This is a genomic window from Streptococcus oralis ATCC 49296 (genome assembly GCF_000185265.1).
GTDB classification, from domain to species: Bacteria; Bacillota; Bacilli; order Lactobacillales; family Streptococcaceae; genus Streptococcus; species Streptococcus oralis_BC.
Genome location: NZ_GL622183.1, coordinates 925092 through 943029, shown reverse-complemented (window position 1 = coordinate 943029; position 17938 = coordinate 925092). Strand labels below are relative to the sequence as shown.

Annotated in this window: 17 protein-coding genes; 1 reads left to right on the top strand and 16 read right to left on the bottom strand. The window is 44.1% G+C overall.

Translation table 11 applies throughout. The annotated features are described in order from the left end of the window. Positions 1–28 precede the first annotated feature (28 nt). On the top strand, positions 29–982 hold the full coding sequence (locus HMPREF8578_RS06825; protein ID WP_000060061.1) for an aromatic acid exporter family protein: 954 nt from the start codon (positions 29–31) through the stop codon (positions 980–982). Positions 983–1177: 195 nt separating this feature from the next. On the opposite strand, the gene HMPREF8578_RS06820 is transcribed toward HMPREF8578_RS06825, so the two are convergent. From HMPREF8578_RS06820 to HMPREF8578_RS06745, 16 genes are all read right to left on the bottom strand, one after another. After that, on the bottom strand, positions 1178–1648 hold the full coding sequence (locus tag HMPREF8578_RS06820) for a hypothetical protein (RefSeq protein ID WP_000700050.1): 471 nt from the start codon (positions 1646–1648) through the stop codon (positions 1178–1180). 36 nt (positions 1649–1684) lie between these two features. Continuing rightward, positions 1685–2566, bottom strand: coding sequence for a hypothetical protein (locus tag HMPREF8578_RS06815; RefSeq protein ID WP_000651968.1), 882 nt, complete (start codon positions 2564–2566; stop codon positions 1685–1687). A gap of 153 nt (positions 2567–2719) precedes the next feature. Beyond that, positions 2720–3391 carry a hypothetical protein gene (locus HMPREF8578_RS06810; protein ID WP_000465777.1) on the bottom strand — a complete coding sequence of 224 codons (672 nt, stop codon included), beginning with the start codon at positions 3389–3391 and terminating at the stop codon, positions 2720–2722. Positions 3392–3430: 39 nt separating this feature from the next. Then, complete coding sequence (locus HMPREF8578_RS06805) at positions 3431–4177, bottom strand: hypothetical protein (protein ID WP_000478427.1); 747 nt, start codon at positions 4175–4177, stop codon at positions 3431–3433. A 183-nt stretch (positions 4178–4360) separates the two neighbouring features. Beyond that, a complete protein-coding gene (locus HMPREF8578_RS06800) occupies positions 4361–4846 on the bottom strand; it encodes an immunity protein YezG family protein (protein ID WP_000437752.1) in 486 nt (161 codons plus the stop codon). 68 nt (positions 4847–4914) lie between these two features. Then, complete coding sequence (asp5, locus tag HMPREF8578_RS06795) at positions 4915–5136, bottom strand: accessory Sec system protein Asp5 (protein ID WP_080554507.1); 222 nt, start codon at positions 5134–5136, stop codon at positions 4915–4917. Positions 5137–5141: 5 nt separating this feature from the next. After that, positions 5142–5321, bottom strand: coding sequence for an accessory Sec system protein Asp4 (gene asp4 / locus HMPREF8578_RS06790; RefSeq protein ID WP_000161922.1), 180 nt, complete (start codon positions 5319–5321; stop codon positions 5142–5144). Further along, positions 5314–6660: an accessory Sec system glycosylation chaperone GtfB gene (gene gtfB / locus HMPREF8578_RS06785; RefSeq protein WP_000615316.1), complete on the bottom strand. Its 1347-nt coding sequence runs from the start codon at positions 6658–6660 to the stop codon at positions 5314–5316. The genes asp4 and gtfB overlap by 8 nt, the downstream gene beginning before the upstream one ends. Next, positions 6644–8164, bottom strand: coding sequence for an accessory Sec system glycosyltransferase GtfA (gene gtfA, locus HMPREF8578_RS06780; protein ID WP_000158441.1), 1521 nt, complete (start codon positions 8162–8164; stop codon positions 6644–6646). Before gtfA ends, gtfB begins: the two co-directional genes overlap by 17 nt. A 12-nt stretch (positions 8165–8176) precedes the next feature. Continuing rightward, the gene (gene secA2 / locus HMPREF8578_RS06775; protein ID WP_002893027.1) at positions 8177–10555 is read right to left on the bottom strand and encodes an accessory Sec system translocase SecA2; all 2379 of its coding nucleotides are present in this window, start codon (positions 10553–10555) and stop codon (positions 8177–8179) included. Continuing rightward, positions 10542–10982: an accessory Sec system protein Asp3 gene (gene asp3 / locus HMPREF8578_RS06770; protein ID WP_000583894.1), complete on the bottom strand. Its 441-nt coding sequence runs from the start codon at positions 10980–10982 to the stop codon at positions 10542–10544. Before asp3 ends, secA2 begins: the two co-directional genes overlap by 14 nt. Continuing rightward, positions 10979–12508, bottom strand: coding sequence for an accessory Sec system protein Asp2 (gene asp2 / locus HMPREF8578_RS06765; protein ID WP_000412871.1), 1530 nt, complete (start codon positions 12506–12508; stop codon positions 10979–10981). The genes asp3 and asp2 overlap by 4 nt, the downstream gene beginning before the upstream one ends. After that, on the bottom strand, positions 12492–14072 hold the full coding sequence (gene asp1, locus HMPREF8578_RS06760; protein WP_000291143.1) for an accessory Sec system protein Asp1: 1581 nt from the start codon (positions 14070–14072) through the stop codon (positions 12492–12494). Before asp1 ends, asp2 begins: the two co-directional genes overlap by 17 nt. Before the next feature lie 9 nt (positions 14073–14081). Continuing rightward, entirely contained in the window at positions 14082–15299 is a 1218-nt protein-coding gene (secY2, locus tag HMPREF8578_RS06755; RefSeq protein ID WP_000657782.1) for an accessory Sec system protein translocase subunit SecY2, read from the bottom strand. Between the two features lie 85 nt (positions 15300–15384). After that, complete coding sequence (locus HMPREF8578_RS06750; RefSeq protein ID WP_000751402.1) at positions 15385–16614, bottom strand: glycosyltransferase; 1230 nt, start codon at positions 16612–16614, stop codon at positions 15385–15387. 15 nt (positions 16615–16629) lie between these two features. After that, entirely contained in the window at positions 16630–17856 is a 1227-nt protein-coding gene (locus tag HMPREF8578_RS06745; protein WP_000711912.1) for a glycosyltransferase, read from the bottom strand. Positions 17857–17938: the final 82 nt, after the last annotated feature.

The following is a 17938-nucleotide window of genomic DNA, read 5'->3' as shown; positions in this document are numbered from 1 at the left end:
CTTGATTCTATTAGTTTAGGAAATTTTCATGTCTCTCACTCAACGCACGACCAAACTGGTCTTAGCGACCTGTCTCGCTTGTTTTCTCGCTTATTTTTTAGATTTATCATCAGCAGTTTCAGCTGGAATCATCGCTCTCTTAAGCCTCTCCGACACGCGCAGAAGCACGCTGAAATTAGCACGCAACCGCCTCTTTTCCATGCTCCTAGCGCTCGCTATCGGCGTTCTAGCCTTTCAGCTGACAGGCTTTCACATCTGGAGCCTGGGCCTCTATCTGGCTCTCTATGTGCCTTTAGCCTATAAAATGGGTTGGGAAATCGGCATCACCCCTAGCAGTGTCTTGGTCAGTCATCTCTTGGTACAGGAGTCTACCTCTCCAGAGCTCTTGCTCAATGAAGTCCTCCTCTTTCTCATCGGGACAAGCTTTGCCCTATTGGTCAACCTTTATATGCCCTCTCGTGAGAAAGCCATCCAAAGCTACCACCTTCAGGTCGAGGAAAAGTTAAAAGACATCCTGCTTCGCTTTAAATACTATCTGTCAAGAGGAGACGGACGCAATCAAGCTCAACTCGTTGACCAATTAGACAAGCTCCTCGATGAAGCTCTCAAACTGGTTTATTTGGATCACTCGGACCATCTCTTTCACCAGACGGACTACCACATCCATTACTTTGAGATGAGACAGCGACAAAGTCGCATCCTGCGAAATATGGCCCAGCAGATCAATACCTGTCATCTGGCCGCAAGTGAGAGTTTGATCTTGGCCCAGCTCTTTTCTAAGATTGCTGCTCAGCTAAGTCAGACCAATCCTGCTCATGACCTACTTGATGACATCGAACGCTATCTGCAAGTCTTCCGTAATCGGAGTCTCCCTAAAACACGTGAGGAGTTTGAAACTCGTGCCACCCTCCTGCAACTACTACGCGAAGCTGAAACCTTTATCCAGGTTAAGGTCGATTTTTACCAAAAATATGGAAACTAGAACGCAAAGAACCTCAGAGAATTCCTCTGAGGTTCTTTTGTTTTGCATTTGGAAGGTAAGTTTATTTAACCATTGCCCTTGGAATCATCAAAACAGGGATATCTTCTGTAGAACCTGAATCCCTATCACGACTAGCCGTATTTAAAATTTCACAGACTCTTTCAACAGTTAGATTTACTTTTATAACAATCCAAGCTAGAAGACTTTATATTGTCCACCCGCATATCCGCAAGGAATGTAGCCTGCTTGATATAAAGCATACAAATCATCATAAAATGTTGACTCAGCTTGGGGAACCTCTTTTTTGATGGTCAAGTAGATAGCCAAGCCGATGATATCAAATAGAATCTGATCTTTCATGGATGCTAGCAGTTTACCTTCCCAGATCAGGTTATCTAATCGTGCTTCAATTTCAGGAATTATTTCCTCTTTTGCACTATTTGCCAGTGAATTCCAGTGTTTATAAATGTCACTCTGGTTTTTAAAAAGATACACACTAAAATCACCATCTTTTTCTAACACAAAATTCTCCCACTTCAAACTATTGATGCTCTTTTCTGCTTCCTGCAATTTCTTTATCTGTTTGATGGGAACAGTCGTTTCTCTGCTTTCCTTTAAGAAAGGAAGCGAGATTAAACTTTTAATAACGTCATCATTTATTTTCATAAATAACCTCCATTTTATATGAAAACTCCAATTCCCTCACATTCTCTCTTCCTGCAACTGTCCACTTTTAACCAACTTTTTATAGTATCGTTTGCTATACCATTCTTGGTCTGATATCTTTAAATAATTCTTATACTCTTCTGGGTATTTGTAGATATAATAGGCTTGAAAGATATGGACATTAATCATAAAGGCGATAAAATGAGCTCCAATCACAAACCAAACTGGCAAAAATAAGCCTAAAATATAGAAATACCACTGAAGGGGGATTTGATATAGCAGATGATAGACTAGCGACACTGGAAAGAGAACTGCCGTGGTTCCAGCGAGAATCTTAACTAGCTGCTTGAGGATTGACTTCTCCTCTTGATCATTTAGTCTGCGCTTGAGATTCTGGATACTATTGAGAATGATCCAGAAAAAGAGAGCCATGCCTATCCCAAGCTCAAGCCAGAAGCCCAGCCATGTATAAGCATCATAGGCCACTGCACTGGCAAAGTACAGTCCTGATATGAAAGCGCAAATGGACATGGCAAAATAGAAAGGAAAGTAGGTCCAAAGCTGGCTGGTCAAGCGTTTTTTGGGCCAAAAAACAAGCACCATTCCTAGATAGGATATCACATATACCGTCAGATTAAAGGGCTTTAGAAAGCTACTCATGTTATGAATCAGCAATCCTGCTTCCATAGAAATGACATGAACATCGCTATCTACACTTATAAACTCTGGAATCCCGATTAATACGCCATAGATCAGAATCCCTGAAAAGCAAAATCCAAGAATAATCACTGTAAAGAGGCGGTTGATGATGCCCATATGAATGGGGTTGGGCATCCCTGCGGTCAGAGCAAAATCCCCCTGGGTCACAATTCGCTTACTTCTTTCAAAGTCGGCACCGAAAATACGGATGTCTTTCATTTTTCATCTCCAAATTTCATCTGGCAAAACGCCGTATATCCTTGAGAATCCTCCATTTAAGGAGAACATCACATAGCAACTATCGAAACAGCTACACCTCGCTTCGTTAAAGATACAGCACTCACTTTCTGGGATTTGACTCTTCCCTAACACCTAGTTACACGTTTCGCTCTCCGGTTCTTTCTTGAACAAGATTTTCCCTTGACTGTATAGCTTCATAATCTTTACAAAACGAACGGGGTTGTTTTGGTTGTACACCAAAAAGAGCACGAAGAACATTAGACCAGCTCCCCAAAAATCATAGCCGCGTTCGATCGGTTGCCCAAATTTTTGAGTGCAGTCGTAAAAAACATACAAAAGATAGATAACAAAGGCAAGTATGATGTAACGAGTGATTCGATAGATCGTAGCAGATGCCTCAGCTGGATCAAAGTGTTCGTCCCTTACCATCAAATTATGTGACACTGCGTAGTAAAACACCTTCTCCGTTGTTGGCTGAGCCTTGCGCACATTTTTATAAAGTCCTCGCTCAAGAATTGCGGTAAACAATAGAAACTCAGCCAGCCACAATAGTAACACATAGCTCAAACTGGTCCAATTATAGACACCAATATCCAAGGCTGAAAGGAGGCCATAGAGACCAGGCCCACCTGCCATCAGAAATATAACCATTTCAGGAATGTAAGCATTGGCCTTATAAGCACCTTCCGTATTGAGTAAAACACTCTTTGGAGCAGCCAAGGCCTCCCCAGTCTTTTGGTCATAGTAAACCGCCTGACCATCGCATTCTCCGATAAAAACCCGACGACGTCTCAGAAAAAACATACTCTACCTCTTTCTATCTCATTCTTTCAAAAAAAGATTTTAGTCCTTCTGCACTTCCTTGATGACAAATTCTTCATCTGTCCCCATACTCACTTCTAGATAGACATCTTGATTGTCGTCTGCTCGGCAGATGAGGCTCAGTTTTCTAGCATAAAAGCGATCCAGGATATCAAATATTCTGGGTAAATTGTTTTGGTTATAAAGAACAAATGTCAAGCCTAATAAAAGTCCTGTTAGGATAATATTGACAATCTCTCCTCCGATGGGAGTGCCCAACCTCTCTTGGTAATTCCAAATAAAATTATAGGCGTAGAAAAATCCAACCAAGGGAACCAGAGAAAGCAATGCTCTTATCCAGCGAGTAGCGTTGCGACTATCTTTTTCACTCATCTCTGCCTCAGCTTCCTTTGTTTCCTCTGACTTTTCCATGAGCGCCAGACAAATAGTTTGAGTAGTCACTTGAGCCCTGTTGACATTTCGATACAAGGCTCGTTCGACAAGAATGGTGATGAAAGCAAACTGCCCTAGCCAAATGAGAAGAACACTCCAGAAGGTAGACATGGTATAGGTTCCTTGTATAAACAAGCGGAAGAAGGAAATCCACCCACTACCACTTGATAAGAAGAGAACTACCAATAGGGGGATATGGCGATTCATCCGGCTAGACTTTTCTGTATCCAAGAGTTTGCTCTTTGGTGCTTCCAAAAGTTCGTGGGTTTTGCGATCATAATAAATCGCCTTGTCATAGTATTGGTTAAAAAATATCCGACGTCTTCCTAAAAACATCTCTTCCTCTTTCTGGTTCTTTTCAGGAAAAGGCGCCCATTTCTGACCTATCCCTTTTGAGTTTTATTAAAATAGTCTCTTATCCCATAGATAAACTGTCCTACTAGTATACCATAAACCCTATGGACTAGCGTTTGTTAAACCACAAAAGACCACCATTGTGGCGGTCTTTTATCAAACATTCTAGTTCCCATTATGTTCCTGCTGGAAGTCTTCCATGGCCTTGAACTGTTCTAGTTCTTTTTCGTTTCTTGGTTCAAAGCCAAGATATTGGTATCTGAAAAAGTTCATTCGAGCAGTTGGTCCAAAATTACTTTTCAACCATGGAGCATAGTCATATTCTACTGAAAGCTTGTTGTTTTCATCTAAATGGATGGTACAAATATACCAATCTGCTAAATCATTCTCAATAAACACTCTTTTCAGATCTTCTGATTTTTTAAATAAAACCTTGTTTTCACTTAAAACATCCATCATCGATAGACCAAAATCTTCTGGCATTTCAAGATGGTAATGATATTGATTTTTATATTTAAAATAAAAATATGCTTCACCACTATAGGTCTTATCCATCTCGATTACAATATACAAATCATCCCACTCAACTGGAATCATATTGTTAGCCTGATGCACGATTTCGATAATTTTTTCATTCATTTGTTGTTCCATATTTTCCTCCGATTTGCTTGGATTTTCCCCCTGTCTAGTATTCCTTATCTATGAATGGATCTGCATCCTTACTGATAGGTCACCATCATAAAAACAAGGAGCAAGACAAACAAGGCGAGGCTGAGCAAGAGGGTTAGAATTTTCACCAATCGGTTGTTCTGCCAGTAGCCTGGTTTTCCGATATTGCTGGTTGCATCCATGGAAAAGAGTTGGCTTTGGCGAGGTTGGATGAGAACCAGAACAATCAAGGCGACGGCTAGGATTATTCCTACAATCATCAAAACTTCCATCAATTTCACCTCAAGATTCCTAATAATGTAAAGATCAGGGTAAGAAGAATGAGCAAGCCAAGTAAAATGGAGAAGATTTTACTGATCTTTTCTCCTCGACTAGGCTTTTCTTTCTTAAGCGCTCCTTGCTTTAACTCTTCCATGCGTCCTTCGACATCCTTGTAAAATAAATCTTTTTTAGTCATGTCCTTCCCCTATTATCCTTTCCATCCTCTCTTGGTAAGTATCCAAGTCCACATAGTTGGCATGGCGTCCTTGATGCCCAAGGGCTCGGCCCATCTTGTCAAGACTGCTGAGAGCTTCTTGAATCTTCGCAATCATGTCTCCAACAGCCTGCACATCAAAGAGGTGTTCTGGAGCTGTGTAAGGTCTGTTATGAGCTGTCTGGTCAAAGGCTAGGATGAGCATATTGTGCTCAAAGGCTTGACGGACAGCATCCAACAACTCGTTTCCGTAATTGATATCCAGATAGAGGTCTGACAGCTGGTAGAGTTCTCGAATCTTTTGCGGACTGGCGTTTTGGTAGAGAACGACATTGGGATAGGAAAGCAAGGTCAGCAACTTGGACGACATTTCGGTCACCGCCGCGATTCGGAAAGTCACCATTGGCAAGGACTCAACCAGGGTTTCGATATGCTGGATCTGATCTGAGTTGGTAACAATCAAGGCATCTGCTCGGACGAAGTTTTCTCTTTTGAACTGATAATGATAACCTAGATGGATAAACTTGTCATGATAGGCTGGATTGGTCAAGGCCAAGGCCTCTTCATAGGTAGTCTTGTTTGGTATGAGGATCTGCTTGGCTCTCAACTCCCCTTGCTCCAAGAGCAGCTGCATATTCCCAGGAAGACAATCACCTAACGGTTCTTGCCAAACCAAGATGTCCTGTCCACTCTTGTCTGGATAATGGTAAGAGACCAAGAAAGAGTTGGCTAGAGTGTTAAAGAGAAGGTGGCGAGTGTCGATTTCCAAATCTTGCAAAAAGAAGATCGTGAACTCTACTCGATTTTTAAAATGGCGCAGACCTTGTCCGGGCAAGGTTAGGAGAATATCGCCTGTCACATGATTCTCCAGTAGAATCTCCTGTCCCTTTGCATCCTGATACTTGGTCAGGATAGCCTGCCCATCTGCACTATAGGTGGTCCTAGCAAAACAGGCTCCGTATCGGTTATAGTGGTCTGCTTGGTAGATACGGCCGGATAGGTCCTTCCAGTCGACTTGCTTGACCAAACGGGCCTGAGGAGCCTCCACATAGTGAATCACGCCCCTCTCCCGAGAATCCTCTAGGATATGCGCCGACTGGTTATTGCCCGCAATCTCCCAAAATTCAGGTACGGCTACTTGATTGAAATAAAGAGCTTTTCCCGACTCGTAACCTAGATAGTAGGTAAAGGGAGAGAGAATCCCATCTGGGAGAAATCCATCTGGTTCGATCACAACTGTGGCATGGGATAGACCAGCAGCTTCTAAACTTTCGTGCAAATCGCGGCTTTCCTGGCCATAACGATCAAATAGTTGAATCATGCAGGACCTCCTCTATCGTTTTCTTCCACTTGTCCCTTACCTTATCTGTTAAAAATTCTCTAGCTAGGTCATAAGATGCTGTTCGCATAGCTGGCAAATGATTTTCCTGATAGAGCTGGCAGATCTTTTTCGCGAAGGCTTTTTTAATTTCCATTTCAACATGGTCGTCTGAACTTGGAATCAAGTAGCCATTTTGACCGTCCTGGATAAAGGTCTGGTTTCCATAAGGCACATCAAAACCAATCAGGGGCAAGCCTGAACCAACTGCCTCCATCAAGGTCAGACCAAAGCCTTCACTGGTTGAGGCTGTCAGATAGACCTCATACTGGGGATAAATCTGAGCTAGATCTGCATGCCCTTTGAGCTGGATATAGTTCTCCGCTTGGTGAGCCATGATGATTTCCCTTAAAAGGGACTCTTCACCCCCACTGCCATAAATGTCAAAGGTAAGCTCTGGAAGGATTTGATGCGCCTGGATAACCGCCTTGACGAGCCAGTCGATGTGTTTTTCCTTGGCCAGACGCGAAGCAGTAATGAGAGAAAAGGGCTTGCGTTCCCTAGCAGGCTCCGTCAGCTGATCAATGCTCCCAACTGGAATCGTGACGATTCGTGGACGATGCTGACTGTACTGGGCAAATTGACCTTCGAGAACTTCCTTCTGCCGATCCGTAGACACGATAAAACAATCGACCTTGTCCGCATTTGTAAACTGATACTCATAGTAGTTGTTCCAAAGGAGATAGTCTTCGTTACTAGCATTTTCACTATAGTGCTCTGCGTGAACGACAACTGCTAGATGGGCCTTTTGTGCTTCTTCAAAAACAGCCTGACCAATCCCTGTTTCCCTATCCAAGATGACCAAATCAGACTTGCTCAAGTTCAAACGTTGCATAAAATAGCGCATAAGGGCTGGCTTTCCGTACAGAATCCGATCCTTAAATCGATAGACCTCTTCCTGGCCTTCAGTCAGCAAGATATCGTAAGCGGTGCTACCGTCTTCATTGAAAAAGCTTCGTTGATAGAGTCTAGCCACTTGGTCTTTGGGCGCGAAATATTCTGTACAGTAGCGTGTGTAGGAGAAATAATCCTTGCGAATCAAGTTTCCCCCAAATACATACTCTGCATGCTGTACTAGATTCTTAGCCGAGTCTACTAAGTAGCAGGTCACAAACTTGTCCTCGTCTGAAAAGTAGACGCGCAAGACCTTGCCATCCTGCTCCCTATGACTCTCTAGGCCTCCGAAAGAGGCCAAGACCTCATCAACTGTAACACTGGTCGGTGCTAGCCTGATATCTGTAAAATGATTGTAAAGCCAGATTACCTGATCATCCGCAAAGCCGATATTAGCCGTTAAATGCTGAATATTGTCCGCTAAAATCAAGTCGGTAAAGATAAACTTAGATGCTAGGTCTAAACTTCTAAAAATCCCTGCTCGGTAGGCCTGGGCATACTCGACACCACTGCTCGCCCAACCGATTCCTAGATTTATATTGTAAATTGTCATATGATCCTCTTTTTATGGAAAATGGGTGAGAATCTCACCTTTGGGCGTTACTTCCACAATCCCCATGAGAAGATTGCGTACCATATCTGTACGGATTTGTTGCTTCATGGTTTCAAAGCCTGCATAGGCCTCCTGATAGTACTCCACGATAGGGTTCTTTTGAGAAGCAGACTGATTTCCGATTGCTAGACTGAGCTGTTGGAGATAGTCGACTTGCTCAATCCAGTTGTCATCAATAGCCTTGAGCATGGATATTCTCAGAAAAGAATCATAGAGCTGGTGAGGTTGGAGGACTTCCTTTTTGGCTGCGATTTCCTTGGCTATTATTTCCTCTAGTAACTCCCGAATCTGATCTGCATCAGCTAAATCCAAATCAGCTGGTAATTCTCTCATCCCAAAGCTAATATTTGTTACGATGAAGTGAAAGAGCTCTTGGGGACTGCTATAGGTTTTTTCTGAGATTTGTTTGGTATAGTCTGCCAGTATGTCCTCAAGGATATGCTCTAAATCGCGGCTTCCATCCAGCAAACGATCTCTTTCTTTGTAGACCATCTGACGCTGGATATTGACGCTTTCCGCATACTCTAAGGTTTGTCTGCGTGCAGAGCGACTGGCACTATCACTAGCCTCTTGGGCTTTTCTGACGAGATTGCGGTACTTGCGAGCCTTGAGTAGGATAGGTTTGCTAATATCTTCCACTTGGTAGTCTTGATACAGGTCGTGAACCCAAGACGGCCCGAACTTTTTGATCACGTCATCTTCAAGCGATACGAAAAATTGAGACATGCCTGGATCACCCTGGCGACCAGAACGACCTCTGATTTGCAGGTCAATTCGTTGGCTCTCCATCCGCTCGGTACCAATCACAATCAAACCACCCAATTCTGCAACACCTGGACCGAGTTTGATATCTGTCCCTCGACCTGCCATAGAAGTCGCAACGGTCACTGCCCCCATCTGTCCAGACTCTGCGATAATCTGGGCTTCACGCGCCGCATGATTGGCATTAAGGACATTGTGAGAAATCCCCTCTCGCAAGAGCAAGGACGAGTAAAGCTGGGACATTTCTACAGATCCGACAAAGATCAGGAGTGGATTGCCTTTGGCGTGGTAGGTCTTGATAGCTTCGAGAGAAGCATACACTTTCTCAGGGAGGGTCACATAGAGATTGTCCGGATGGTCCATTCGCCTAAGTGGGCGATTGGTTGGGATGCGAATGACAGACATGTTATAGGTTTCAAAAAACTCTTTTTCTGCCACCTTTCCCGTTCCTGTCATACCTGAGATTTTACGAAACATTTTAAAGAGACTCTGGTAGGTGATCGAAGCCATGGCTCTGGTTTCAGGAGAAAGCTTCACATGTTCCTTGGCTTCGATGGCTTGATGGAGACCGCCTTGAAGCTTGGTCATTTCCATCAAACGCCCTGTTCCCTTGTCTAACAAGACCATTTCTTGCCCTCGAACCAGGTAGTCCTTGTCCTTGGTAAAGAGCGTATGGGCTCTGAGAGCATAGACTAGATGCCGAACATAACTAGCGTATTCTTCCTTGTAAAGATGGTCGATTCCTAAGAATCCTTCAACCGTCTGGGCCCCCTTTCGGGTTAACCAAACCTGGTCTTTTTCTTCCTTGTAGATGTAGTCTTCTCCCTCAACCAAGGTCGTCACTAGGGTATCAATCATCCCATAATAGTTAGACTGGACACGGGGAGAACCTGCGATAATCAAGGGAGTTTGGGCACTATCGAGTAGAATGTCATCGATCTCATCAATGATGACATAGTTAAAGGGAGGCAGGAATTTCCCCTCACGAGTGGAGGCAAGATTGTCATTGAGATAGTCAAATCCCAGTACACTATTGGTCGTGTAGACGATATCTGAGGCGTAGATTTTTCTTTTCTCTTCCGCAGTCAAGTCCTCTTTGGGATCCTCTGAAAAAGGCAGACCGACAGTTAGACCTAAAAATTGGTAGACTGGGCCCATTTCACTTGCGTCCCGTCTAGCCAGATAGTCATTGGTTGTGACCAGCATACTGCCTTTACCCGTTAAAGCATTGAGGTAGAGGGGCATGGTTGCAGTCAAGGTCTTGCCTTCACCCGTATTCATCTCTGCCACATTTCCTTGGTGGATCACTATGGCACCCATGACTTGCACATCATAGGGAAAGAGACCTAAGACACGTTTATCTGCCTCACGTACAAGGGCATAGGCTTCTACCAATAGCTCATCCACGGTTTCTCCCTGGGCAAGGCGCTGGCGAAACTCTTCTGTCTTTGCAGCCATTTCCTCATCACTGAGAGCTGCCATCTCTTCTTTGAGGGCGTTGATTTGGCTTACAAGCTTCTTGACCTTTCTCAGTTGTCTTTCCTGATACAAATGATTAAACACCAGCATCCTCCTCAATAGAAAACGAAACAAACTCAAGAGCCTCAAAACCTGCACTAATCAAGGAAAGGCGGTAGGTGTAGGCCGCTTCAGGATAGGTGAAGCTAAAAGAAAATTGTCTTTCAATCTTCTCCTCGATGATTTCCTCATAACGGTTTAAAAAGGTCAGTTTGAGATAGAGGCCATTGGTCGGTTGAACCCGCATCTTCATGGATAAGCGGTAGGTATGATTTTTCTTAAGAAGAGGGAGGCTCGGCTGGCTTCTAGTAGCCTGGTAGTTGACACTAGAAAACCATGTTTTAAGGGTTTCTCCTGAAGCCAACAAAGGATTTTTCAGGGTAACGTGACCATCTGCATGATAGGTGATCTGGCTGCCATAAAGATAAGTGGCTCCCATCTCGCCCCACCTAATATCCTCTCTCTTAATGATAATCATGTCTCACCTCTTCCGTATTCTTCTAGTATCATCTTGTAAAAATGAATAAACCAGGAAACGTTTGTACCTGTGTCATCATTGTGTCGACCTGCGGTACCTTTGGACAAGATCTTGGCTCCTGTCTGACAAAGTGTCTCCACTAGCTGGTCATAGGCTCCACTATCCATATCCTCGTCCTTCATGTAAGAAAGACCAAAGGTCGTCTGGGAAAAATCAGCTTGTTTAAATCGGGTCCAAAAACGTTGATCCAATTCCTTCATGTCTTTTTGGCTCACTCCTCCTGTCTGAAGGTGCAAGACATCAAAGCTGGTCGGGAAAACTCCTGGCGCTTCTAGTCGCCCCCTCTGTGCGATGGTTCCTAGATTTGTCAAGGGTTTTCCGACTACGATTCCTTTGGGCTCAAAGTGAGAACCATAATAGAGGGCCGGGAAGGTTCCCATTGACAGCCCAGATAAGATCAAGTCACTTCTATCCAAACCTAGATAATCTAAATAGTACTGGATGGTTGCTTGAATCTTATCTTCCAATTCCTCACTTCCTAGGTAAAAGGCTCCTCCTTCTAATCGAGGGTCCGAAAAGAGGAGAAAGGGGCATTGGAGATTCTTCATCATCCAGTAACCCTCAAAACCCTCTGCGGGACGGTAACCAGAAAAATAGACTGCTAGAGGAGGCTTGAAATCTCCTGGGTGAAGGAAATAGTTGATTTCCTCACGTTTTTTGTCATGTAGGATATTGCCTCCGAGAACAAATTTTCCAAACTGTTTCCGGCTCCAGCGTTGGTGGAGATTGCCGATGTTGACCTTTCCCTGACCACGCGCTTCAAGAGAAATGCTCAGATAAGCGTCATAGTCTTGTTCCACAATGATTGCTTGGGAAAAGTCTGCTTCCTCAAGGAGAATGTCCTGACTAATCTCTGAGATAGAGCCTGCTGGGATTTTTCGCAAACGCAGGCGCAAGTCTACCGTCTCAGTCTTTTCATATTCGAGCCAGAGTTCAATAGGTGCATGGGCTTGGACAGACTGATTATAGGCCCAAGAGACTAGCTGGGTATAGGTTTTCCCAAAATCACCTTCTAATTCCAGATGCTCAAATCCTTGATAGGAGATAGATCCTTGGAATCTAGGGTGAATCCGTATCGTAGCTGGACTCAGCTTGTCCCCATAACCACCTTCAAAGAGGGAGGTGGAAAGGTCCCGAACAAAGCCCTGTCGGTCTGACAGGTCCATCGCCTGCATGCAGTGCTGTTTTATGAACTTCTGAATGTTTTTATCCTGACTTACAAACGGTTCTGGATAGAAAACTGTATAGGGTTCCAAGCTAGATGCAAAAGGCAACAAATCTACTAGATAAGCCCCATCCGTGAGAATGACAGCATGAAAGTGATCTAGATCATTCTCATCCATGATTTTCTGGATGGCAGACGGTGTGTTGGGAGGAACATGATACCAGTCAAGTTGGGCTGGTAGGGCAAGGGTATCTCGCCAATCCTCTGGACCGATTTGCAAGATCTTATATTTCTTTTCCATGAGTCACCTCCTCCAACCACTTTTCTAGCTTGATCAGGAATTGCTCCCCAGTGTGTTCCTTTATCTTTTCGATGGAATGGATCAGAGCATCATTCCACACCTGCAGGCTATCGAGATAGTAATGGGCAGCTTGAGCAAAATCAGCAGTGTTTTCCAACAGATAGCCATTCTTCTGATGGCTGACATACTCTGTTTTGACCCTATTGATTTGAGGGATACCAGCACTAATACCCGCTATCTGGGTATAGAGGAGAGGTTGACTGTTCAAATCGACAATCAAACGAACAAATTCCAGCTGCTTGATTAACTCTGATTCATCCTTCATATTGACAAACGAATAGCGCTTGCTCTGATGGCGATTGTCCTCAAGTGGATTTTCAGCTCCTTGATAATCAACTTCCTTCTCCAGTTCCTGGTCTTGAAACTGCTCTGCAATCATCTCAGAAACACGTGTTTCCAGCCGCTTCATTTCTTCTTGACTAGCAGCAAAGGCTCCAAAGACCAGCTCTGTATCCTTGTTTTCAGAAAGGAAACGCAAGACCTGATAGAGAGCCTGGTCCTCTATCCCCTGCTCAAAGTCCAGTTGATAGTAGAGAAGCGACTCCTTCCGAGTCTGGCTCTTTCCCAGCTCCAAGCGCGTATCAAAAGGCGATAAATGACGAAACTTCATTGCTTGTTCTGAAAAGGCAGACTGAGCCAAGCGCAGGGTATCCTCCCTGTCAACCAGAACAAGGTCCACCTTATCCAGCAGACCTGACAGTTGTGGTAATTGCTCTTGGGGATTTCGTCCGATAAAAAGGCTGAGAACCTTGGTGCTTTGGCGAGGCAATCGATCTAAAAGGAAAGTATTATGCTGGTCACACGCAGGCAGAAAATAGGTCGTTCCTTCCTCGGGAAGGTGAGCTATTTTCTTCTCAAAAAACTCCGCAATCAATTCTCCCATATCTCGGTAGGCCTCTTTTTGGAAGCGAAAAGCAAAGATAGGATTGACCTCGATACGGCCCCCATCTTGCAAGTACTCTCTAAACTGCCACAGTCCCTTGGGATTGAGGTAGTCTTGGTAGATAGCCTGACCATCTTCGTAGTAAATGACACTGGAGACCAGCCCCCGATCATCCATCAGGTAGTTGGCGGACAAGAGCCCATTTTCCTTGAAATACTGAATCGTACTGATAAAACCTTCTATCCCATGCTCTACCTGGGCATAGGGCTTGCCATCCTTCAGCACCAGAATGGTAAAGGGACTGTAAACAAACTCGCAGTCCTCTTCCCACTCAATATCTCTGAGCTGCAAGACCTGCGGTCGAATCTCGTGAAAATCCTGCAATTCATCAAATAAGGAATAAACCGGTGCTTCTAAAATGCCTTGGCGATGGAGAAAATAGCGAAGATGAGGCTGATAGGACAAAAGGAGGACCTGTGCAGGAATCCCTTGGCGTTGCATTAAGCGAATCTGATTGAAGGTGTCATCAAATTCTAGCTTAAAATGAGAAAAATACCAGGGTGTCAAATCAGCATGCCAGGGACGCTCCTTGCCATACCAGGCTGGGATAAAGTAATACATCAAAACCTCCTAGAATAGTGGCCGATACCTTTCATTTAGTCTGAGCGCTTGCAGTTCGTCGTGAATCGTAAATAACATGCCACTCAAAATTAAAAAGAGTCCGGGAATCATGCTGACTTTTAACAAACTCTCATCCTTCAAGACAAACAAGATTGGAAGTCCAGCCAAGGTAACGTTAAAGACTGCACCTATCAGAGCAAATCGGAGAACCAAGCGATTGATAAAGCGACTGGTATCCTCACCGGGATAGACTCCGTAGATGTAATCTCCTGATTGCTTCATCCGATCTGCAATCTGTTGACCACTCACATTGACAAAAGCAAAGGCAATGCTAAAGACAAAGAGGATAAGGATATAAGCATAAATCCACAAAGGTTTCCCCATCGCATACTGCTCCAGTAGGGCAGGGTAGAGCGGATTGCCCTTATCCAGATGTTGAAGCAAGAGCAAGAGATAAGAAGGCAAGCCCATGAGACTCATCACATACATATAAGGCATGCCACCTGCAGGATTGAGCGTGATTTCCAGATAGGAATAGCGTTTAAAGCGAGAATGGAGCCCGATTTTATTGATAGGGATGCGGTATCGCGCTCTGTAAAAGAGAACGACGAGATAGGTAAAGAGGACGCCAAGTATCAGCAACAGGAAAAGCAACCAAGGAGAGATCTTATGAACTTGGACCGATTGGATGATGTCCTGAGGGAGTGAAGCCACCATACTTGCCAATAAAATGACGACAGGGCCTCCAACTCCGATAGACGCATTGATGTCCGACAGCCAAACTAAGAAGAAGGTCCCCGCAACCAAAAGGCTGGTATTGAGGAGAAAGACCAAGAAGGGATTGTAGGGGGCTTGGACAGGGAGGTTTGTCGTCAAGGCCAAGGCCTGAATCAAGGCAATCCCTAACGTCAAGTACATTTTCCGTCTATCCTGGACTTCTGAAGAAACCGAGTTTAGACCCAGTTTCTTTGAAAAGGAAAACATCTGCCACAAGATCATAGCTGACATCCAAGGTGAAAGTCCGATGGAAAAGAGAGAGAGGCTGCGAAGATTTCCACCAGTCAGGGCTACTGAAAAGTCCAGATAGGCTGCGCTTCCTCCGAGAAAATCCCGACTATTGAGGTCAACAAAAGGAAGAGCCAGACGACTCCCGAGCACATAAATAAAGAGCAAAAATAGGGTGCGCATCCCTTTTTTTACTGCTATCGATGAACGAAATTCTTTCACTAGCTCCTCCTTTTCTTTTTATCTTTCTGTCCTGTCACACGGGAACAATCTTGTCCTTCCATCTTAGAATTTTCAAATCTCTATCTCAGTTTTCGTGAGTTTTATCATCCAGATAAGCCTTCAAAGTAGCCACCATTTCTTCTGGTCTTTCTGCTGAGAAAATACCCGCATAGGCACTTTCAGGCAGTTCCTGGGACTGGGTATTTTCAAAAGTCAAGATCGGTTTCTCAAAGCGTGAAATATAGTCATAAACGACACTCAACTTGTCATCGTGGTTAATATCAAGGTAGACATCTGTCTGCTGGATCAATTTCTCGACCAAGAGAGGGAAGGTGTTGGGATAGAGGGTCACATTTTCAAAACGTGACAAGAGCATGAGTTCAGGTGCCATCGTCGTATAGGCTGCAATGTAGAAATGCACCTCTGGCAAGGCTTGAACTAGATAGTCGATTTTCTCAAGATGCCAGGAGTTGGTCAAATTAACACAAGTCATAGCTGGCTGATAGACTGTGACTGGATAGTCAATTCCAGCCTGACGCCATTTTTCAGTAATGGTAGACCACTCCATCAGATGATAGTGCCACCAAACCTCACGCAAACGCCCAACTGAATGAGTGTTCCAAGGTTTGTCTTGAGAAAGGAAATGCAAGATGGCTGGCAGGGGCTCTAGGGGAATCTGGAAGATAAACTCATGTCCATGTGAGGCAGCCCCACTGTCAAAACCAATCTGGAAATTATAGTTCTGATCCAGAGGAGCATAGCTGTCATGAAAGAGCATATTGAGGATGGACTGGTCTCCTTCACTCACATGTTGGTGTTCCCGCTCCGTCAACTCAACTAGCTCTTGTCTCACAGCTTCAGCTCGCCATTTTTTGTTATTGATCAAGAGTACACCTGCATTAAAGCCAACTCCAACTCCAAAACAAGATGGTGCAGCAGCCAGGTAGTTTTCGCCTAAGTCCATTTCAAAGAGAGCCGTCAGATCAGCCGTCACAACCAAATCACTGTCCAAGTAAAGAACCTTGTCCTCTTCGACAAAATCAGGGATAAAATAACGGGCAAAGGTCATGTGATTGATATGGGGCAGTTTGTTGCTCCAGTTCATCTGAAACTGGGCGCCAAGCATCTTGACATCCACTAATTCACCGCCCATTTGCTCTACTATCGGTCTGAGAGCACGGAACCACTCCTGGGGAATATCCTGGTTAAAGATATAGACCTTGACATGACTATTATGATAGCAGAGAGACTTGAGCGCTGTTTCAATCTGGCGGATATAGGCATAATCTCCTGCGAGAACAATTGTTTTTTTCATTTAGTTTCCTTCAGTTCACAACGACTGCTTCTGTGATTCCAAAAGCGTACAGATAGACTCGATCATTTGATCTACGGCTGCTGGTGAGTAGACATGACTGTAACCACTCAAGTCATGACTAGTGGTCTCAAAAGCAAATATAGGGATTTCTCTTTGCTGCACCTCTTGGATAATGTTTGCAATTTCATCCTCATGATTGATATCCAAGTAAAAGTCAATCTTTTCCAAGACCTTTTTGACATTCATGGGATTAAAGTAAGGATAGAGGCGTACGTTCAGGTGCGATTGCAAATTCATGATTTCCGGCGCAAAGTTTGTATGAGCTAGGATAGAGAACTCTACATCTGGCAGTTCTTGGATCAGGTGTTCGATTCTCTCTATGTGACATGTATTGGTAAAAATAGCGGTCGCATACTGGGGAGCTTGAACTAAAGATGCCAATCCTTTATGGAAATCACATTTTTTCATGACGATATCAGGCCACTCTAGTCCGTAGTAAAACCACCAGTCCTCCCTAAAACGATTGAGGTTGATTTGGTACCAAGGCTTGTCCCCTGTATAATGGATAATCTTGGCTGTCTTCTCAGTAGCAAGAGAGTCCCTATACCAAGAATCCATCTGGTAATTTCGAGCCACTGTATCCATACCAACCATAAAATTATAGGTAGCTGGCAGCGATTTCCAACGACCTTCAAAAAGGTGATTTAACACGCCCTGATCACCAAAAACTTGGTCATGCAGTTGGTCTGTCAAGCTCAACAAGTGCTCCGTCACCTTTTCTTGACGCCAGAGGGCCACATTAATCAGCAAGACACCAGAATTAAAAGTGCTAGGAACTAGAGCATCTGCTACAGCAGCTACCGGCCAGTCCACCATATCTTCTAAAAAGAGTTGATCTAGGTTTGATCTAACGATGATATCCGAATCCAGGTACAAGGCTAGGTCTTCGCTGACATACTGAGGAATAAAATAACGAAAGTAAGCCGCGTAACTTAGATGAGCCAAGGGAAGATGATACTCATTTAAGCCATGATGACTAATCTTGACATTGACGATTTTTGAGGCTAGAGGCTCTAGACGTCTCTCCATGAGCTGAAACCATTCAGATGGCAAATCATCATTGAAAACATAAAAAGTCACTGCTCGGTTATGGGCACAGATTGACTTGATTGTTGTCTCAATCTTGTCCATATATGCATTATCACCACCGAGTACAATGGCTTTTTGAAGCTCTTTTTTCATTTCGTCCCCTTTTCTTTTCACATTCGTTTGGCTACTTTTCTACTACTATAGTTCTGATTTTTTCGATGATCATCTCACCTTC